General features: G+C 54.9%; 16 protein-coding genes and 1 tRNA gene. 8 read left to right on the top strand and 9 right to left on the bottom strand.

The window, feature by feature from the left end; translation table 11 throughout:
• The first annotated feature begins 166 nt into the window (after positions 1-166).
• On the top strand, positions 167-1,786 hold the full coding sequence (locus ACQG19_RS01010; protein ID WP_222168965.1) for an ABC-F family ATP-binding cassette domain-containing protein: 1,620 nt from the start codon (positions 167-169) through the stop codon (positions 1,784-1,786).
• Positions 1,787-1,832: 46 nt separating this feature from the next.
• On the opposite strand, the gene ACQG19_RS01015 is transcribed toward ACQG19_RS01010, so the two are convergent.
• Positions 1,833-2,120: an HTH-type transcriptional regulator gene (locus ACQG19_RS01015; RefSeq protein WP_013094972.1), complete on the bottom strand. Its 288-nt coding sequence runs from the start codon at positions 2,118-2,120 to the stop codon at positions 1,833-1,835.
• A 331-nt stretch (positions 2,121-2,451) separates the two neighbouring features.
• Here ACQG19_RS01015 and ACQG19_RS01020 point away from each other — a divergent pair, with 331 nt between their 5' ends.
• Both ACQG19_RS01020 and cspE read left to right on the top strand, forming a co-directional pair.
• Positions 2,452-3,162, top strand: a complete 711-nt coding sequence (locus tag ACQG19_RS01020; protein WP_013094974.1) for a DUF3053 domain-containing protein — start codon at positions 2,452-2,454, stop codon at positions 3,160-3,162.
• 246 nt (positions 3,163-3,408) lie between these two features.
• Positions 3,409-3,621: a transcription antiterminator/RNA stability regulator CspE gene (gene cspE, locus ACQG19_RS01025; protein ID WP_003860775.1), complete on the top strand. Its 213-nt coding sequence runs from the start codon at positions 3,409-3,411 to the stop codon at positions 3,619-3,621.
• A gap of 58 nt (positions 3,622-3,679) precedes the next feature.
• Here the strand turns inward: cspE and ghrB are convergent, their stop codons facing one another.
• From ghrB to ACQG19_RS01055, 6 genes are all read right to left on the bottom strand, one after another.
• Complete coding sequence (gene ghrB / locus ACQG19_RS01030; RefSeq protein WP_045901963.1) at positions 3,680-4,654, bottom strand: glyoxylate/hydroxypyruvate reductase GhrB; 975 nt, start codon at positions 4,652-4,654, stop codon at positions 3,680-3,682.
• A 26-nt stretch (positions 4,655-4,680) separates the two neighbouring features.
• The gene (locus tag ACQG19_RS01035) at positions 4,681-5,961 is read right to left on the bottom strand and encodes an MFS transporter (protein WP_013094976.1); all 1,281 of its coding nucleotides are present in this window, start codon (positions 5,959-5,961) and stop codon (positions 4,681-4,683) included.
• A gap of 115 nt (positions 5,962-6,076) precedes the next feature.
• Positions 6,077-7,015: a sugar kinase gene (locus ACQG19_RS01040; RefSeq protein ID WP_013094977.1), complete on the bottom strand. Its 939-nt coding sequence runs from the start codon at positions 7,013-7,015 to the stop codon at positions 6,077-6,079.
• Positions 7,016-7,018: 3 nt separating this feature from the next.
• Positions 7,019-7,768, bottom strand: a complete 750-nt coding sequence (locus tag ACQG19_RS01045) for a sugar phosphate isomerase/epimerase family protein (protein ID WP_038418414.1) — start codon at positions 7,766-7,768, stop codon at positions 7,019-7,021.
• A gap of 104 nt (positions 7,769-7,872) precedes the next feature.
• The gene (locus ACQG19_RS01050) at positions 7,873-8,889 is read right to left on the bottom strand and encodes a LacI family DNA-binding transcriptional regulator (RefSeq protein ID WP_222168963.1); all 1,017 of its coding nucleotides are present in this window, start codon (positions 8,887-8,889) and stop codon (positions 7,873-7,875) included.
• Between the two features lie 129 nt (positions 8,890-9,018).
• Positions 9,019-9,681, bottom strand: a complete 663-nt coding sequence (locus ACQG19_RS01055; protein WP_013094980.1) for an OmpA family lipoprotein — start codon at positions 9,679-9,681, stop codon at positions 9,019-9,021.
• A gap of 164 nt (positions 9,682-9,845) precedes the next feature.
• Between ACQG19_RS01055 and ACQG19_RS01060 the strand changes: the two genes are divergently transcribed.
• Positions 9,846-12,167 (top strand): molybdopterin guanine dinucleotide-containing S/N-oxide reductase, encoded by a 2,322-nt coding sequence (locus tag ACQG19_RS01060; RefSeq protein ID WP_281506480.1) that lies wholly within the window; start codon positions 9,846-9,848, stop codon positions 12,165-12,167.
• Here the strand turns inward: ACQG19_RS01060 and ACQG19_RS01065 are convergent.
• Positions 12,130-12,576: an N-acetyltransferase gene (locus tag ACQG19_RS01065; RefSeq protein ID WP_102752339.1), complete on the bottom strand. Its 447-nt coding sequence runs from the start codon at positions 12,574-12,576 to the stop codon at positions 12,130-12,132. The two genes, ACQG19_RS01060 and ACQG19_RS01065, sit on opposite strands and share 38 nt — an antisense overlap.
• Positions 12,554-13,135, bottom strand: a complete 582-nt coding sequence (gene tag / locus ACQG19_RS01070; RefSeq protein WP_013094984.1) for a DNA-3-methyladenine glycosylase I — start codon at positions 13,133-13,135, stop codon at positions 12,554-12,556. Before tag ends, ACQG19_RS01065 begins: the two co-directional genes overlap by 23 nt.
• Positions 13,136-13,294: 159 nt before the next feature.
• On the opposite strand from tag, the gene ACQG19_RS01075 reads away from it, so the two are divergent.
• From ACQG19_RS01075 to ACQG19_RS01090, 4 genes are all read left to right on the top strand, one after another.
• The gene (locus ACQG19_RS01075; RefSeq protein ID WP_023620076.1) at positions 13,295-13,993 is read left to right on the top strand and encodes an autotransporter domain-containing protein; all 699 of its coding nucleotides are present in this window, start codon (positions 13,295-13,297) and stop codon (positions 13,991-13,993) included.
• A 238-nt stretch (positions 13,994-14,231) separates the two neighbouring features.
• Positions 14,232-15,434: an L-lactate MFS transporter gene (locus tag ACQG19_RS01080; protein WP_246932244.1), complete on the top strand. Its 1,203-nt coding sequence runs from the start codon at positions 14,232-14,234 to the stop codon at positions 15,432-15,434.
• 239 nt (positions 15,435-15,673) lie between these two features.
• On the top strand, positions 15,674-17,368 hold the full coding sequence (gene eptB, locus ACQG19_RS01085; RefSeq protein WP_023620079.1) for a kdo(2)-lipid A phosphoethanolamine 7''-transferase: 1,695 nt from the start codon (positions 15,674-15,676) through the stop codon (positions 17,366-17,368).
• Positions 17,369-17,459: 91 nt separating this feature from the next.
• A tRNA-Pro gene (locus tag ACQG19_RS01090) sits at positions 17,460-17,536 on the top strand.
• The last annotated feature ends 414 nt before the right edge of the window (positions 17,537-17,950 follow it).

Here is a 17,950-nt window from a genome sequence, read left to right on the forward strand (position 1 = left end):
AAATTTAATCTTGAAATGGTCAACATATTACCGCTATCCTTATCGGCGTTAACTTTCTCCCTCAGGAGCGCATTCCGAAAATGAACAAACACGACTGATGAATTTCGATCCTTGCTAAACGCGACCGCGTCGGCAGGGGATGTTTTGATTTCATTCAGGAGTGCTTATGGCTCATTTTGCGCAGTCCCCTTCTTTTATTTTGCATCAGGTCACCTGTCAGTTTGCGACGGGCGATATTCTATTTGGCCCGCTGAACCTCTCTCTGGAGACATCCCTGTGCGCGCTCGTTGGTCGTAATGGCAGCGGGAAAACGCGTCTGCTGCGCATGCTGGCGGGGCTGGATGAACCTGCCAGTGGTCATATTGAGCGTTTTGCTTCACATGTCTATGTGGCACAACAGCAGGATATCTCCCCACAGACAACGCTTGCTGAACTGCTTGGTTATGACGCGATTTTTGCAGCGCGTAAGCGCATCGATCGCGGCGATTACCAGCCTGACGATCTGGAGATGCTTGACGGCTACTGGGATTTAGCAGAACGCCTGAACGAGGCGTTTCTCCAGGCGAAACTGCCACCGTTTGACCCCGATAAACCTGCCGCCGAATTCAGCGGTGGCGAGCGGATCCGTGCCCTGTTGTGTGGTGCATTTACGGCTGAGGCGAATTTCCTGTTGCTGGATGAACCCACCAACCATCTGGATCGACAAGGCCGGGCGTGGTTTTACGACCAGTTGCGCCGTTATCAGGGCGGCGTGCTGGTTGCCTCTCACGATCGTGAGCTACTGGCGCAGGTGCCACGTATCCTTGAGCTGAGCGCCTCCGGGCTGCGCAGCTACGGCGGCAATTATGCAGACTATAAACAGCAACGGGATGCCGAACAGCAGGCTGCCCGCGCGGCGCTGGAGCATGCGGCAACGGAGCGCAAACGCACCCGCGCGCGAATGCAAAAAGAGCATGATGACAGCCAGCGGCGTTCGGCGAAGACCATACGCACGGTCGATACCCTGAATATCGCGTCGTTTGAGCGGGTCAAATATAAAGCGGCGGCAAAAGAGCGTATCGGCTCGTGGAAAAAACAGCACAGCGATCAAAACGATGCGCTGAATGCCGCGGTAAACAAGGCGCGGGAACGGGTTGAAGAGGACGCCCCGATCATGTTTACCCTGCCGGGAAGCCAGATTGCTGAGGGAAAACAGGTGCTGGTGCTGGAGGAACTGCAATTGCCGCATGTCTCACTTCCGCCAATGAACTGGCGGATGGACGGCCCGATGCGCGTGGCGCTCAGGGGGCCCAATGGCTGCGGTAAATCAACGCTGTTAAAAGTCATCCTCGGTGAAACCGCACCCCGTGCAGGCAGTTGTAAGGTATCGGTGACGTGTGCGTATCTCGATCAGCACCTGTCGCAGCTGGATCTGACGCAGTCGGTGATGGCACATCTCAATCTGAGCAATACGCCGCTGGAAGAGGGGACGCTGCGCACCCGCCTGGCACAGCTTCAACTGGGGGCGGATAAAGTCTCACTGCCGCTGGCAGAGTTGAGCGGAGGTGAGCGTCTGAAAGCCGCCCTGGCCTGCGTGTTGTGGCGCGAGCACGCCACGCAGCTTTTACTGCTTGATGAACCGACCAACCATCTGGACCTGGCATCGGTCCAGGCGATTGAAGCGGCGCTGGCCGGTTTCCCCGGAGCACTGCTGGTGGTGTCCCATGATGAAAGCTTTCTGCAAGGGTTGGCGTTAACGCATGAACTGGTGTGGGAGGAGACGGGCTGGCGTTGTGAAGGCCTTTAAAACACAAACCCCCGCAGAGGCGGGGGCGGTAATTCACGGTACTGCATCACGCTATCTGTTTGCTGAGTGCAGGGTTGGCCTGAATCAGGCGCATCAGCTTTAACTCGGTTGGCGTGGGTTTCTCTCGTTTCGACTCCCACTCCAGCACCATCGCTACGCTGACACCCATCGCTCTGGCGAATTCATCTGTTTTTAAACCTGTCCCTTTGCGCAATTGCTCATATTCTGTAAAGGGATTGGATTTCTGTTGCAGGGTCACTGTCTGCGGTACATCTTTAAAAATAATCTGTTCCAGGCTGCTCAGCAGCTCAAACTCAGGATCTTTATATTCCATTGAGAACTCCTCTTAAATCACACACCGGGATCAAGAACATCAGAGAGCCCATTAAGAATAGTCCCTAATACAAACGAAGGATCATCACGCTTGTGATTAATCGTGCGGTAACGATCGCTTTATCCGTTTCAGCTATGCGGATAGTTATGCTAATTACCTGATTAACCATATGTCGGCTTCGCCAGGTATTTTTTTGTAAAGAGTAAGAAATAAAATGGCAATAGCCGTTTTGCATGAAAAGAGTATCTTGCAGCGCTGACCTGGACTATCCTTGTCAGCGTTGGGCACGCGTGTGCCGATGTGCGCTTTTTTGGGTGAAAGGAGTAATGAAATGGCGACAGGAAAGTCCTGCTCTCGCTGGTTTGCGCCTATTGCGGCGTTGTTGATGGTTGTTAGCCTGAGTGGGTGTTTTGATAAAGAAGGCGATCAGCGCAAAGCGTTTATCGATTTTCTGCAGAATACAGTGATGCGCAGCGGCGAGCGTTTGCCGACGCTGACTGCGGATCAGAAAAAACAGTTTGGCCCCTTCGTGTCTGATTACGCCATTCTGTATGGTTATTCACAGCAGGTAAGCCAGGCGATGGACTCCGGCATTCGTCCGGTTGTGGATAGCGTTAACGCCATCCGTGTCCCGCAGGATTATGTCACCCAACGTGAACCGCTTCGCCAGTCTAACGGTGCGCTCGGCGTGCTGAGCCAGCAATTGCAGAACGCGAAAATGCAGGCTGACGCGTCACGTTCCGCGCTGAAACAGGGCGACGATCTCAAACCGGTCTTCGACAAAGTGTATGAGAAAGTGGTGACCAAACCTTCGGATGCCCTGCAACCGCTGATCCCCGCCGCGCAGATCTTCACGCAGCAGCTGGTTCAGGTAGGGGATTTTATCTCCCAGCAGGGAACGCAGGTGAGCTTTGTTGCCAACGGTATTCAGTTCCCAACCTCGCAGCAGGCGAGTCAGTACAATACGCTGATTGGGCCGCTGGCCTCCCAGCACCAGGCCTTTAGTCAGGCGTGGAGCGCAGCCGTCGCTGCCACAGAATAAACCGAAAAAACCCCGCTTCAGGCGGGGTTTTTTACATATGACTAAAATAACGCTTGTCATTCCTCTACCACATCGGTATAACTGTTCGCGTCGGTTTGTTACACAGACCTAAAGCAGTTTAGTAAAGCAGTCCAGATTGTTATCCATAGATACCCTTCGTAGTGACCCTTCCTTCATCGCTTAAAAATCTGTAACGCAACCCATCAAGCCGGAAGGCACAATATATTTGTTAATTAAGGTAATTCTATGTCTGCTAAAATGACTGGTCTGGTAAAATGGTTCAACGCTGATAAAGGTTTCGGCTTCATCACTCCTGACGATGGCTCTAAAGACGTGTTCGTACACTTCTCTGCTATCCAGAACGATGGCTACAAATCTCTGGACGAAGGTCAGAAAGTGTCCTTCACCATCGAAAGCGGCGCTAAAGGCCCAGCAGCTGGTAACGTTGTAAGCCTGTAAGCTTCCAACCCAGTAGCAAAGAATTTAAAAACCCGCCTTCTGGCGGGTTTTTTCGTTTCTACTGTTGGACCTGTGGATTGACGCAGTTTTTCTCCACGTTTCCGTTCAGCGCGGCGATCAGATTATCCACCGCGGTGGCCGCCATGTTGTAACGCGTCTCGTGCGTCGCAGAACCAATATGGGGCAGCGCGACCACGTTAGGCAGCGAAAGCAGCGGCGAATCCACCGGCAGCGGCTCCTGTTCAAACACGTCCAGACCGGCCGCATGGATCTCACCGTTTTGTAGCGCCTCAATTAACGCCTTCTCATCCACGACCGGGCCACGACCCGCATTGATGAAAATGGCGGATTTCTTCATCTTTTCAAACGCCGCTTTGCCAATCAGATGCCGGGTTTCGTCCGTCAGAGGCAGGATCAGACAGACAAAATCCGCTTCCTGCAACAGCGTATCCAACTCGCAATAGCGGGCGTTGAAGCGTTCTTCGGCTTCGCTGTGATGGCGACGCGCGTTATACAGAATCGGCATGTTAAAACCGAAATGCGCACGCTGCGCCAGCGCCAGGCCGATCCGGCCCATGCCAACAATCCCCAGCGTTTTGCCATGAACATCCACACCGAACCAGTCCGGGCCGATGCTTTTTGTCCACTCGCCCGCTTTGACGCGATCGGCCACCTCCACCACGCGGCGGGCAGTGCTGAGCATCAGCGCCATCAGCGTGTCGGCCACGGTCTCCGTCAGGGCATGTGGCGTATGCATCAGCAGAATGTTGCGCGCGTTGAGGGCGTCCACGTCAAAATTGTCGTAACCCACGGAAACGGTTGAGGTAGCACGAAGCTTCGGCATTTTTTCCAGCAACGCGACATCCACTTTTTCGCTTGAACCCAGCAGGCCTTCGGCCCGGGCGAACGCCCCGGCGTGTTGTGCCACCGTCTCCGGGCTTAGGTTCTTCACCTGCGTGACGGCGAAGTGTTCTTCCAGGCGTTTTTGCAGATCATCAGGCAGTGCTTTATACAAAATGACGGACGGCTTCATGCTTATCTCCGTTGATTTTTAATGATTCAGGCGTGGCGTGCGCCGACGGGGAGTTGTTGATTATTAGCAGGCTTAACAATCAGAGTAAGCCATACTGAGGCGAAAAGCGCCACTCCCATGAAGATGTATGAGGCTGACGGGCTGCCGGTTGCACCGTTCAGGTAACCGACGAACCAAGAGCCGCAGAACGAACCGAGCGCACCCATACTGTTAATCAGGGCCATCGCGCCGCCTGCCACATTACGCGGCAGCATCTCCGGGATGATGGCGAAGAAGGGACCATACGGGGCGTACATCGCCGCACCGGCAATCACCAGCAGCGTATAGGAGACCCAGAAGTGGTTTGCGCCCACGGCCCAGGAGCCGATGAAAGCAAAGGCAGCGATCAGCAGCAGTGGCCAGACAAACAGCTTACGATTTTGCAGTTTGTCCGATGCCCAGGAGACGATGATCATCGCGATAGTTGCCGCCAGATAGGGCACGGAGGAGAGCCAGCCGACTTCCACCATACCGAGATTTTCCCCGCCGCTGCGGATAATTGACGGCAACCACAGTACGAAACCGTACACGCCGATACTCCAGGTAAAATACTGCGCGCACAGCAGGATCACGTTGCGGGAGCGGAAGGCTTCGCCATAGTTACGCACCGCCTTCAGCCCTTGCTGCTCTTTATCCAGCTGCGCCTGCAGTGCGGCTTTTTCATCTTCGGAGAGCCATTTCGCCTGAGCAGGCTTATCTTTTACCAGCACCCACCAGCAGAAGGCCCAGATGATTGCCGGCACCCCTTCGATGATAAACATCTCACGCCAGCCGAAAGACTGGATCAGGTAGCCGGACACCACTGACATCCACAGTACGGTGACCGGGTTACCGAGGATCAGGAAGGTGTTCGCACGGGAACGTTCAGATTTGGTAAACCAGTTGCTGATGTAGATCAGCATTGCGGGCATCACCGCCGCCTCAACTACCCCAAGGATAAAGCGAATAGCGGCCAGGGCAGGGATATTATTGACCACGCCGGTAAGCGACGCGCAGGCGCCCCACAGGATCAGACAGACGAAGATCAGCTTACGCACGCTGCGGCGTTCGGCGTAGATCGCGCCGGGGATCTGGAAGAAGAAGTAGCCCAGGAAGAAAAGGGCGCCCAGCAGAGATGAAATACCTTTGGTGATCCCGAGGTCTTCGGTGATCCCCGCGGCGGATGCGAAACTGAAGTTGGCACGATCAAGGTACGCCAGGCTGTACGTGATAAACACGATTGGCATGATGTACCACCAGCGTTTTACTGCATTGGTCGAACTGTTCATAGGCTTGCCTCTGTTGTTGAGGTTGTTACCGCCGTTGTCTGTAGGGTACACGGTGGTTTAATTATATGTGCGGGTCGTTGCCCTCACCCTGGCCCTCTCCCACGGGAGAGGGGATTTACTCGTTAAGCTGCGCGCGCGTCGGCAATCCTTCACTGTCGCCCTGCACCTGAATGGCCAGCGAGCCGATCCAGTTGCCCCGGGCGATGGCCTGCGGCAGCGGTTTGCCTTCCAGCAGGGCGCTAATGACCCCGACGGCAAAGCCATCGCCCGCGCCGACGGTATCGACTACGTTCTCAACCTTCACGGCCGCGACCGCGCCCTGTTCACCATCCGCGGTTTTAAACCATGCGCCATCAGCACCGGTTTTCAGTACCACCGCTTTTACCCCTTTATTCAGGTAAAAATCGGCAATTCCTTCCGGCGTATTTTCACCGGTGAGGATCACACCTTCTTTCACCCCCGGCAGAACCCAGTCCGCCTGGAATGCCAGACGGTTCAGCTTTTCGACCATCTCCGCCTCGCTTTTCCACAACACCGGGCGCAGGTTAGGATCGAAAGAGATCGTTTTCCCCTGAGCCTTCATGGTGGTCGCGGCATGATCGAGCAGCTCATACGAGCTGGCTGACAACGCGGCTGCCACACCACTCAGGTGCAGATGGCGTGCACTCGCAAAGTAGTCGGCGTGATAATCTTCCACCGAGAGATGGCTTGCCGCCGACCCTTTGCGGAAGTATTCCACGATGGGATCGGTTCCATTTTCGACTTTAGATTTAAGCTGAAAGCCGGTCGGGAAGCGTCCATCGAGCGTCACGCCTGCGGCATCAATCCCCTCTTTTTTCAGCGAATCAAGAACGAAGTGACCAAAGCTGTCGTCACCCACGCGGCTGACCCAGCCTGTTTTCAGGCCGAGGCGTGCCAGCCCCGTTGCCACATTCAGCTCTGCGCCTGCCACGCGTTTGATAAAGTGCTCAACCGTGCTCAGCTCACCGGTTTCGGTAGCGACAAACATCGCCATGGCTTCACCGATAGTGATCACATCCAGTGTCTTGTGCATGGTTTACTCCTCGCGCAGCAGGTTAACGTAATGCCGGGTGACAGCGGTTAAGTCCGCCCCTTCCAGCGGGAACTCGATCCCGCGTGGGGCATCGGCAGGCAACTGACTGAGCAGGGCCAGCCAGCGCGCATCGGCGCGATCCGGCGCGACGGCGCGGAACTGTGCTTTATGCGGTACGGCGGCTTTCACATGGATATAGCTGACCGCCGGAGCCAGACGGGTTGCCGCTTCTTCCGGCGAGTCGCCGACCCACAGCCAGTTACCCATGTCGAAGGTCAGCGTGACGGGGAGCGCCATTTCCCGGCAGGCGGCCTGGAAGCGCTGCATCGGCGCAAGCTGGCCGCAGTCGGTCTGGTCGTTTTCCACCACCAGTGCCATGCCGCTTTCATTGAGCAAAGTGCGCAGGGCGGTAAGCGGCCGGGTGCCGCTGAAATGACCCAGGGATACCTTCAGCCACAGCGCGTTGAGCGTGCTGGCTTCAGAAAGGTAGCGGGGAAGGTCGGGGTTGAGGGTACCGTCGGGCATAAACAGGGGGGCGGGGGCGGAATAACACGCCAGCAGGCCCAGCAGCTCAATGGATTCACCCAGCGCAGGCAGCGCCTGTAGCTCTTCGCTGTTGAACAGCTCCCGGCGGATCTCTACGCCATCGGCACCCGCACCGGCAATTACGGGCAGCATCGCCCGTTGGCCGCCAGCCTGTCGCACCTGATCCGCACCATACGCGGCGGTGACCACCATTATTTTTCTGCCCATTCAGGAACTCCATCAAACGTACATCGATACTATTACGCTAGATGGAACCGGTTCCAAAGAAAAGTTCAGGATGTTGAATTTATGATCGTCATCACAAGGGGAAATTAACGGGCGGTGGAGCCGCGGACAATCAGCTCGCCGGAAAAGACCTGCTCGCGCACGGCATCGCTGATCCCTTCAATGCGACGAACCACTTGTTCAACAGCGGCATAGCCGATTTGCCAGGTCGGCTGTTTGAGCGTGGTGATGCCTACCCCGGCCAGTTCTGCCCACTCCAGTTCATCGAAACCCAGCAGGCCGATATCGCTGCCCCAGTGCAGGCCAATGCGTTTGAGCGAGCGGGCGACCTGAAGCGTCAGCGCCCCATTGGCCGAAATCACAGCTTTGCGCATCCCGCGATGGCGCGTGTGGAACTGACGCAGGGTATTATCGAGCTGGTCGGCTTCATGAAGCGGAGTTTCGGCGTTTTCGGCGATCACTCCGGGATAACGCTCCAGGGTGGCACGAAATGCATTCAGGCGCTCGCGACGGGTATTCACCATGCCCAGCGGCTCGCTCAGGAACAGAATTGCTTCGAAGCCCTGTTCGATCAGATGCTCGGTTGCAGTCGTGGCCGCCTGGGTATTATCCAGCCCGACGACGTCGCAGGCGAATTTCGGGATTTTACGATCGATGAGCACCATCGGCAGGGAAGACTGTTGCAGCCGGTTTAATCCTTCCTCGCGCATACCTACGGCATTGACCACGATACCTTCCACCTGGTAGCTGCGCAGCAGATCGAGATAATGCAGCTCCTGGTCCACCTCGTTGTTGGTATTACAGACCAGCGGGGTAAAACCTTTCTCGCGACAGGCGGCTTCGATACCGCTCAGCACGTTTACCGAGTAGGGGTTGGTAATATCGGCGATGATAAGCCCGATAAGGCGGGTACGGCCACGTTTAAGTCCGCGCGCCATGATGCTGGGGCGGTAGTCGAGATCGGCAATGGCCTGTTCAATACGTGCCAGCAGCGCATCGGAAAGCAGGTGTTTCTCGCCGTTGAGATAGCGTGAAATACTGGTTTTACCGGTTCTGGCGGCTTTCGCCACGTCGCTGATGGTGGCCCGCGTTGGTTTGCTCATCACTGAATTCCCTGACTTTAGTGAGAATACCTTAGCGGGAAAATCAACGATGGCAAGTGGTTCATGTCGGGGTGTGCGGTCTGATGCCCTCACCCCGACCCTCTCCCACGGGGAGAGGGGGAAATGCGATTACTGAATTGGACTCAACGTAATCTCAACGCGGCGGTTCTGCGCTTTGCCTTCCGCCGTGCTGTTGCTGGCGATAGGGTTTGCCGGGCCCATACCGCTGGTGCGGATACGGTTCGCTTCAACGCCCTGGGTGATCAGCGAGCTGGCCACGGAATCCGCACGCTGCTGAGACAGACGCATGTTCAGCTCCTGGCTGCCGGTGCTGTCGGTGTAGCCAATCACATTCACGGCGGTCTTGTTGTACTCTTTTAGCACCATCGCCACGCCGGTCAGGGTATTCGCACCGGCAGGTTTCAGCGTTGCGCTGCTGCTGTCGAAGGTCACGTTGTTAGGCATATTCAGGATGATGTTGTCACCGCTGCGCGTGACGCTCACGCCTGTGCCTTTCATTTTGTCGCGCAGCTTCGCTTCCTGCACATCCATGTAATAACCCACGCCGCCGCCGAGTGCTGCGCCTGCCGCTGCGCCAATCAGCGCGCCTTTACCGCGGTCTTTTTTGGAGGAGGAGAGCGCACCTACACCCGCCCCGACCAGTGAACCGATACCCGCGCCGATGCCGGATTTACCCGCTTCGCGTTCACCGGTGTATGGGTTTGTTGTGCAGCCAGAAACCGCCAGTGCACCGCTCACCAGAGCGGCAATAACGAGTACGCGTTTTTTCATCTTCTTTCCTTAATCCTTTTTATTCTTTGCCACGACGGACGTGGCAGTTGATTATGACGTCCGGATACGGAGAAAATTCCGGGGATAACTCTGAAATTTGTGACAAACCATAAACGGCCTCAATAACAAGACCGTAAACCTGCACGCAACCAGGAGCGCACGCTTTGAGCACCTCAACAAAAACCATTCTGACCGCCGCCCACTGGGGGCCGATGCTGGTCGAAACCGACGGCGAAAATGTCCTGTCTTCCCGTGGGGCATTGCCAACACAACACCCTAACTCTTTACAGACCGTCGTTCGCGATCAGGTGCACAGCAAAACCCGTGTGCGCTGGCCGATGGTGCGTAAAGGATTTCTGGCTTCGCCGGACAAGCCGCAGGGCATTCGTGGTCAGGATGAGTTTGTGCGTGTGAGCTGGGATGACGCGCTGGCGCTGATCCACGCCCAGCACAAGCGCATTCGCGACAGCTATGGGCCTGCATCCATTTTTGCCGGCTCTTACGGCTGGCGTTCTAACGGCGTACTGCATAAAGCATCGACATTGCTGCAGCGCTACATGAGCCTGGCCGGCGGCTACACGGGCCATCTGGGGGATTACTCCACCGGCGCGGCGCAGGCGATCATGCCGTACGTCGTCGGCGGTAATGAGGTTTATCAGCAGCAGACCAGCTGGCCGCTGGTACTGGAGCATACCGAGGTGGTGGTGCTGTGGAGTGCCAACCCTCTCAACACGCTGAAAATTGCCTGGAATGCTTCCGACGAGCAGGGTATTGGCTATTTTGATGCGTTGCGCAAGAGCGGTAAGCGCATCATCTGTATTGACCCCATGCGCTCTGAAACCATGGATTTCTTTGGTGACAGTGCCGAATGGCTCGCCCCGCATATGGGTACTGACGTGGCGATGATGCTGGGTATCGCCCACACGCTGGTAGAGAATGGCTGGCACGACGCCGACTTCCTCGCGCGTTGCACATCGGGCTTCGACAAATTCGCCGATTATCTGACGGGTAAAACGGATGGTGTTGCCAAAACGGCAGCGTGGGCAGCCGATATTTGTGGCATTCCGGCTGACAAGCTCCGTGAACTGGCCGCGTTGTTCCATGAAAACACCACGATGTTGATGTCAGGTTGGGGCATGCAGCGCCAGCAGTTTGGCGAGCAAAAACACTGGATGCTGGTGACGCTTGCCGCGATGCTCGGGCAAATTGGTACGCCGGGCGGCGGGTTTGGGCTCTCTTATCACTTCGCCAATGGCGGCAACCCCACCCGTAAAGCCGCCGTGCTGGCCTCCATGCAGGGATCGGTGAAGGGCGGCGTTGATGCCGTGGATAAAATTCCGGTGGCGCGTATTGTTGAAGCCCTGGAAAACCCGGGCGGGTTTTATCAGCATAACGGTCTGGACCGCCATTTTCCGGATATTAAGTTTGTCTGGTGGGCGGGTGGGGCGAATTTCACGCACCATCAGGATACCAATCGTTTGATCCGCGCCTGGCAGAAGCCGGAGCTGGTGGTGATTTCGGAATGCTTCTGGACCGCCTCCGCCAAACATGCCGATATCGTGCTGCCGGCCACGACTTCGTATGAGCGTAACGATCTCACCATGACCGGTGACTACAGCAATCAGCATATGGTGCCGATGAAGCGTGTGGTCGCACCGCGGGATGAAGCGCGTGATGATTTTGACGTATTTGCGGAACTGAGCGAACGGTGGGAAGCGGGCGGTCGTGAGCGTTTCACCGAAGGGAAAACCGATCTTGAGTGGCTGGAAACGTTCTATCAGATTGCCGCTCAGCGCGGTGCGGCCCAGGGGGTGACGCTGCCGCCGTTTGCGGAATTCTGGGAAGCGAACGCGATTTTCGAAATGCCAGAGAGCGAGCAGAATGCGCAGTTTGTCCGTTTCGCCGATTTCCGTCGCGACCCGGAGAACCATCCGCTGAAAACCGAGAGCGGAAAGATTGTGATTTACAGTGAGCGCATTGCCCGCTTTGGGTACGCGGATTGTCCTGCGCATCCCACATGGCTTGAACCGGATGAGTGGCACGGCAATGCCCAGCCGGAGCAGCTCCAGGTGTTATCCGCGCACCCCGCGCATCGCCTGCACAGCCAGCTTAACTATTCGTCGCTGCGCGAGCAGTATGCGGTCGCCGGGCGGGAGCCGATCACGCTTCATGCTGAAGATGCCAAAGCGCGCGGGATTGCGGATGGCGATCTGGTGCGCGTCTGGAACCATCGTGGGCAGGTGTTGGCCGGAGCGGTGGTGAGCGACGGAATCAAACCAGGCGTGATCTGCATCCACCAGGGCGCGTGGCCGGACCTGGACGAGAGCGGTATTTGTAAAAACGGTGCCGTTAACGTGCTGACCAAAGATCTCCCCAGCTCGAAGCTGGGGAATGGCTGCGCAGGCAATACGGCGCTGGCATGGGTTGAGAAATATCAGGGACCCGAGCTTACTCTGACGGCGTTTGATCCGCCTGCCAACTCATGATCCACGTCGGGTGTTGGGTGTCATCCTGCCAGGCGCTGTCCTCAATGCGAAAGCCCTGTGCATGGTAGAAATTTACCGCCCGGACATTTTTTTGATATACCTCCAGGCTTAAATGCGGGAAGCGCTGTTGAACGTGGTTCAGCAGCGCGCGTCCGATGCCTTTGCCGATGTACGCCGGTGCGACAAATAGTGCGCCGACAAACTGAGACTGCATCACGCTGATAAACCCGTGAGGTTCGCCATCCTGTTCCCAGACCCAGGTTTCGGCCGACGGCAGATAAACGTCCCGCACCATGGCTTCGTTCTCTTTCCAGTAGCTCGCCTCAATAAAAGGATGCGCTTCCGTGGTACTTTCAAGCCATAGGCTCAACAGCGACGCGGTATTCTCACTTTGCCATTTGCGGATCATGATGGCCTCCCGGATGACAGAAGCAGCCGGTAACATGGTCATTGACCAGGCCACAGGCCTGCATAAAGGCGTAGCAGATGGTGGAGCCGACAAACTTAAAGCCGCGTTTTTTCAGCGCTTTCGAGAGTGCGTCCGAGGCCGGAGTCGAGGCGGGAATTTCCGCGAGCGTGGCGGCCTGCGTGATTTGCGGATCGTTATTCACAAACGTCCAGACAAACTCTGAGAACGGTTCACCGTTTTGTTCCATTGCCAGGTAAGCGCGTGCGTTACCGATAATGGCCTGGATCTTACCGCGATGGCGGATGATGCCTGCATCCTGCACCAGTCGCTCCACGTCGTCGTCGGTCATCGCGGCGACCCGGACGGGATCGAACTGATGAAAGGCATTGCGGTAGTTTTCGCGTTTCTTCAATACCGTAATCCATGACAAACCCGCCTGCTGACCCTCCAGGCAGATCATCTCGAAAAGTTTTTTGCCGTCCGTTTCCGGCACGCCCCATTCCCGATCGTGATAGTCGATATAGAGCTGATCCTGGCTTACCCAACCGCAACGTTGCATCGGTTATCTCCCTTATGACACGGTTATCGCAAAAATTTCATTCCGTCAGGCTTGACGTGTGACCTGTAAAGACAATAGTTAATACAGGGCCATAAGCCCTAAAAACCTCTTCCTGAACAATGATAAAAATCGCCGAATTCGGCTCTCTCTGGAGTCGCTTTGATGATAAAAAAAATCAGTGGTCGCCATGCTGTTTCTGGCCTGGTGGGGATTTCAGCCTGTCTGCTTTCTGGTCACTCAGCATTTGCCTGGCAACAGGAATATATCGTTTCAGACCCGCAAAGTAATACGGCGGAACGCTATACATGGGATGCGGATCACCAACCGCGTTATGACGATATCCTGGCGGAGCGCATCCAGTCTTCGCAAAATGCGCCGGGGCTGGCTCTGAATCTGCCCTCTGGCTCGACCTCCGCGGGGGCGATGAGCGTCGGCTGGAATTTTCCGCTGGCGGGTCATGTCACGACCGGCCCGGTGGTGGCATGGCGTTATGACGGCACCACGCCCATGATGATTAATGAGTTTGGTGATAGCGTGACAACCCAGGCGCTGACCGATCCCCTGTGGCATGCCAGCGTGAGTACGCTAGGCTGGCGCGTGGATACGCAATATGGCGAACTTCGTCCCTGGGCGCAGATTAGCTATAACCAGCAGTATGGTGAAAATCAGTGGAAATCCCAGTTCGGGATGCCGCAAACGCCTGCCCCGGCTCAAAATGGCAACTGGATGGATGTCACCGTAGGCACCGATATTCCTTTCACCTCGCACATGGCGGCGTATGCTTCCTTAGCGCAGGGGGAGGACAGCACGACGGGAGAGCAGTTTTTGTACACGCTGGGCGTAAGTGCAAATTTCTAACGTTGTTACTATTTTAAACGTCACGTTAACATCTTGAATACAATAACCGTGGGGGTTGTAGCGATAGCGTGCACTAACATTCTGTCGCTTCATTCCCCGGCAAGGACGTTCATTCCCGATTTCAGGCATTTCATTCCGTTTCTCCTGCATCTCATGCCGTTTTCCCCCAGCGGGATCAGGGTTTTGTTTATCGTTGTCCTCAGCAAATTCCCTTACTTTCTCTTGCAGGACAACTGCCATGAATACATCTTCCTACAATCGTACACGCTGGCTGACGCTCTTTGGCACCATCGTTACCCAGTTTGCGTTGGGCTCGGTCTATACCTGGAGCCTGTTTAACAGTGCCCTTTCCGACAAGCTTGGTGCGCCGATCAGTCAGGTGGCGTTCTCTTTCGGTTTGCTAAGCCTTGGGCTGGCGCTGTCCTCTTCGATTGCGGGCAAGTTGCAGGAGCGGTTCGGCGTGAAACGCGTCACGATGGCCTCGGGGATCCTGCTGGGATTGGGCTTTTTCCTGACGGCGTATTCAAACAACCTGATGATGCTCTGGCTGAGCGCCGGGGTACTGGTCGGTCTGGCGGACGGTGCCGGTTATCTGCTGACCCTGTCGAACTGCGTCAAATGGTTCCCGGAGCGTAAAGGGTTAATCTCCGCGTTTGCCATCGGTTCTTATGGCCTGGGCAGCCTCGGATTTAAATTTATCGACTCTCATCTGCTGGCGTCGGTTGGCCTCGAAAAAACCTTCATGATCTGGGGGGCTATCGTCCTGGTGATGATCCTGTTTGGCGCGACGCTGATGAAAGACGCACCGCAGCAGGAAGTGAAAACCGTTAACGGCGTGGTGGAGAATGACTTCACCCTGGCTCAATCCATGCGTAAACCCCAGTACTGGATGCTGGCGGTGATGTTCCTGACGGCCTGCATGAGTGGCCTGTATGTGATTGGTGTGGCGAAAGATATCGCGCAGGGCATGGTTAAACTGGATGCCATGACGGCGGCAAATGCGGTGACCGTGATCTCTATCGCTAACCTGTCTGGTCGTCTGGTGCTGGGTATCCTGTCCGACAAGATTGCCCGTATCCGCGTGATTACCCTTGGACAGGTGGTTTCACTGGTGGGTATGGCGGCTCTGCTGTTTGCGCCCCTGAATGAAGCGACTTTCTTTGCTGCGATTGCCTGCGTGGCCTTTAACTTCGGCGGCACCATCACGGTGTTCCCGTCACTGGTGAGCGAGTTCTTTGGTCTGAACAACCTGGCGAAAAATTACGGCGTGATTTACTTAGGCTTTGGCATCGGCAGCATTTGCGGCTCGTTAATTGCCTCGCTGTTCGGCGGATTCTATGTCACCTTCTGCGTAATATTCGCCCTGTTGATTATTTCGCTGGCCCTGTCGACGACGATTCGGCAGCCGCAGCGCGAAGTGTTTAATGAAGCACATGCTTAACTTAAATTAAAGAGGCCTTAACGGCCTCTTTAACTTTTATTTGATATGCTTCCAGACTTGTTATTTTGTAAAAATTTGCACCGATCACATTCTCCGCTGCCACTTTTCTCTCCCGCTGTGGTCTACTTACGGCGCTTGTAGACGTTTCTGATAACGCTTTCTTACGCATTTACTTACTCTGTCCGCTTTCTCACTGAGATTCGGCGGGTCTTTATACCCCTTCCCCCAGGGTTGTTTGCATGAAATACATTAGGTCTATTACCCAGCAAAGATTGTGTCTGATGCTGGCTGTCTATATCGGATTATTTCTGAATGGCGCGGTGCTGTTCAGACGAGTGGAAGGTTATTTCGAAGACCTCACCGTAAGAAATGGAATTTTTGCCGCTATTGAAGTGTTCGGCTCAGTCCTCGCGACATTTTTCTTGTTACGCCTGTTATCTCTCTTCGGCCGTCGCACGTGGCAAATTCTGGCCTCGCTGGTGGTGATAATTTCCGCCGCCGCCAGCTATTACATGACCTTTATGAACGTCGTCATAGGCTACGGTATCGTTGCGTCGGTAATGACCACTGACATTGACCTCTCGAAAGAGGTTGTGGGTAAAGGCTTTATCGTCTGGACAATTTTAACCTGTCTGCTCCCACTCTTCTTTATCTGGAGTAATACCTGCCGCTATACGTTGTTACGCCAGTTGCGCACTCGTGGACAGCGGATCCGCACTGTCGCCGTGGTCCTGCTGGCTGGTTTGCTGGTATGGGCGCCTATCCGCCTGATGGAAAAACAGCAAAAACGCATCGAAAAGGCAACGGGTGTCGATATGCCAAGCTATGGCGGAGTTGTGGCCAACTCGTATCTGCCGTCAAACTGGCTTTCAGCGTTAGGTCTCTATGCCTGGGCGCAGGCGGATGAATCCAGCGATGTGAAATCGCTGATGAATCCGACCAAAAAATTCCACTACGAGGCACCCGCTGACGGGCTCGATGATACTTACGTCGTGTTTGTTATTGGTGAAACAACGCGCTGGGATCATATGGGTATTCTGGGCTATGACCGTGATACCACGCCTAAACTGGCACAGGAAAAGAACCTGGTGGCTTACCGCGGCTATTCTTGTGATACCGCCACAAAGCTTTCGCTGCGCTGTATGTTTGTACGTGAAGGCGGTGCGAGTGATAACCCGCAGCGTACCCTTAAAGAGCAGAATGTATTTGCCGTACTGAAGCAGCTTGGCTTCAGCTCAGACTTGTTCGCCATGCAAAGTGAGATGTGGTTCTACACCAACACCCTTGCAGATAACATCGCGTACCGTGAGCAGATTGGCGCCGAGCCGCGTAACCGCGGTAAGACCGTTGATGACATGCTGCTACTCTCAGAAATGGAGCAGTCGCTGAAAAATCATCCGCAGGGTAAGCATCTTATTGTTCTGCACACCAAAGGATCACACTACAGCTACTATCAGCGTTACACGCGTGATTTCGCAAAATGGCAACCTGAGTGCATCGGTATTAATAAATACTGCAGCAAGCAGGAGCTGATTAATGCCTATGATAACTCGGTGCTGTATGTGGATACGTTCCTCAGCCGGGTAATTGACCAGCTTCGCGATAAGAAAGCGATTGTGATCTATGCGGCTGATCACGGCGAGTCCATCAACGAGCAAGAGCATTTGCACGGTACGCCGCGTAAGCTGGCGCCGCCGGAGCAATTCCGTGTACCGATGATTATGTGGATGTCAGATAAGTACCTGGAGAACCCTGACAAAGCCAAAATGTTTGCTCATCTGAAACAGCAGGCAGAAATTAAGGTACCGCGCCGTCACGTTGAGTTGTACGACACTATCATGGGTTGCCTGGGTTATACCTCTCCGGACGGGGGGATTAACGAAAATAACAACTGGTGCAAACTGCCTGAAAGCAGCCAGAAAGCCGCGCAGTAGCTTGCCTGGTGAGTTTATCGCCAGTTGGATGGCTTTTTTAAATTAAGGGATTGACGGGGGCGCACCTCAGCAGTAAGATGCGCTCCGCATTCGGCGAGTAGCGCAGCTTGGTAGCGCAACTGGTTTGGGACCAGTGGGTCGGAGGTTCGAATCCTCTCTCGCCGACCACATTCAAAAAAGGGCTAACCGCAAGGTTAGCCCTTTTTGCATTAACGCTTTATTCGTCCAGATTAGCCAAAACACCTCTTAGTCCTGCTTCTTCCTGCCTGTTAGTGATTTTGTGACATAATCCATTGTATTTTTTTATATATAGATTGATCTTTTTTCGCGTTGCTTATGGATAACCTCAGCATTTTTCGCTGTGCGTTTTAACGTTCGCGGTATTTAGTGCTCAGATAATCACCGTTCTGCAAGAAAATTTACCCATTCTGAATAAAAGTTAATCACTGATTGTTGCGAAATATGAAGATATTTGTGCTGCAACATGACGAGTAGCATAAATTTCCCTGCTGAAAACTGGCGTACATAGTTTTTTTAATCTTTGTTTGCGGTTTCTCACACTCAGCGTAAATCCCCGTCACC

This window comes from Enterobacter cloacae complex sp. 277I4, assembly GCF_050031465.1.
Lineage (GTDB): Bacteria > Pseudomonadota > Gammaproteobacteria > Enterobacterales > Enterobacteriaceae > Enterobacter > Enterobacter cloacae.

Excerpts from the sequence above, each read along its gene's own strand:
- eptB (WP_023620079.1), top strand. The coding sequence starts at position 15,674 with ATGAAATACATTAGGTCTATTACCCAGCAAAGATTGTGTCTGATGCTG.
- ACQG19_RS01010 (WP_222168965.1), top strand. The coding sequence starts at position 167 with ATGGCTCATTTTGCGCAGTCCCCTTCTTTTATTTTGCATCAGGTCACC.
- ACQG19_RS01015 (WP_013094972.1), bottom strand. The coding sequence starts at position 2,120 with ATGGAATATAAAGATCCTGAGTTTGAGCTGCTGAGCAGCCTGGAACAG.
- ACQG19_RS01050 (WP_222168963.1), bottom strand. The coding sequence starts at position 8,889 with ATGAGCAAACCAACGCGGGCCACCATCAGCGACGTGGCGAAAGCCGCC.
- ACQG19_RS01020 (WP_013094974.1), top strand. The coding sequence starts at position 2,452 with ATGGCGACAGGAAAGTCCTGCTCTCGCTGGTTTGCGCCTATTGCGGCG.
- ACQG19_RS01040 (WP_013094977.1), bottom strand. The coding sequence starts at position 7,015 with ATGCACAAGACACTGGATGTGATCACTATCGGTGAAGCCATGGCGATG.
- ACQG19_RS01080 (WP_246932244.1), top strand. The coding sequence starts at position 14,232 with ATGAATACATCTTCCTACAATCGTACACGCTGGCTGACGCTCTTTGGC.
- ACQG19_RS01065 (WP_102752339.1), bottom strand. The coding sequence starts at position 12,576 with ATGATCCGCAAATGGCAAAGTGAGAATACCGCGTCGCTGTTGAGCCTA.
- ACQG19_RS01035 (WP_013094976.1), bottom strand. The coding sequence starts at position 5,961 with ATGAACAGTTCGACCAATGCAGTAAAACGCTGGTGGTACATCATGCCA.
- ghrB (WP_045901963.1), bottom strand. The coding sequence starts at position 4,654 with ATGAAGCCGTCCGTCATTTTGTATAAAGCACTGCCTGATGATCTGCAA.
- ACQG19_RS01045 (WP_038418414.1), bottom strand. The coding sequence starts at position 7,768 with ATGGGCAGAAAAATAATGGTGGTCACCGCCGCGTATGGTGCGGATCAG.
- cspE (WP_003860775.1), top strand. The coding sequence starts at position 3,409 with ATGTCTGCTAAAATGACTGGTCTGGTAAAATGGTTCAACGCTGATAAA.
- ACQG19_RS01055 (WP_013094980.1), bottom strand. The coding sequence starts at position 9,681 with ATGAAAAAACGCGTACTCGTTATTGCCGCTCTGGTGAGCGGTGCACTG.
- tag (WP_013094984.1), bottom strand. The coding sequence starts at position 13,135 with ATGCAACGTTGCGGTTGGGTAAGCCAGGATCAGCTCTATATCGACTAT.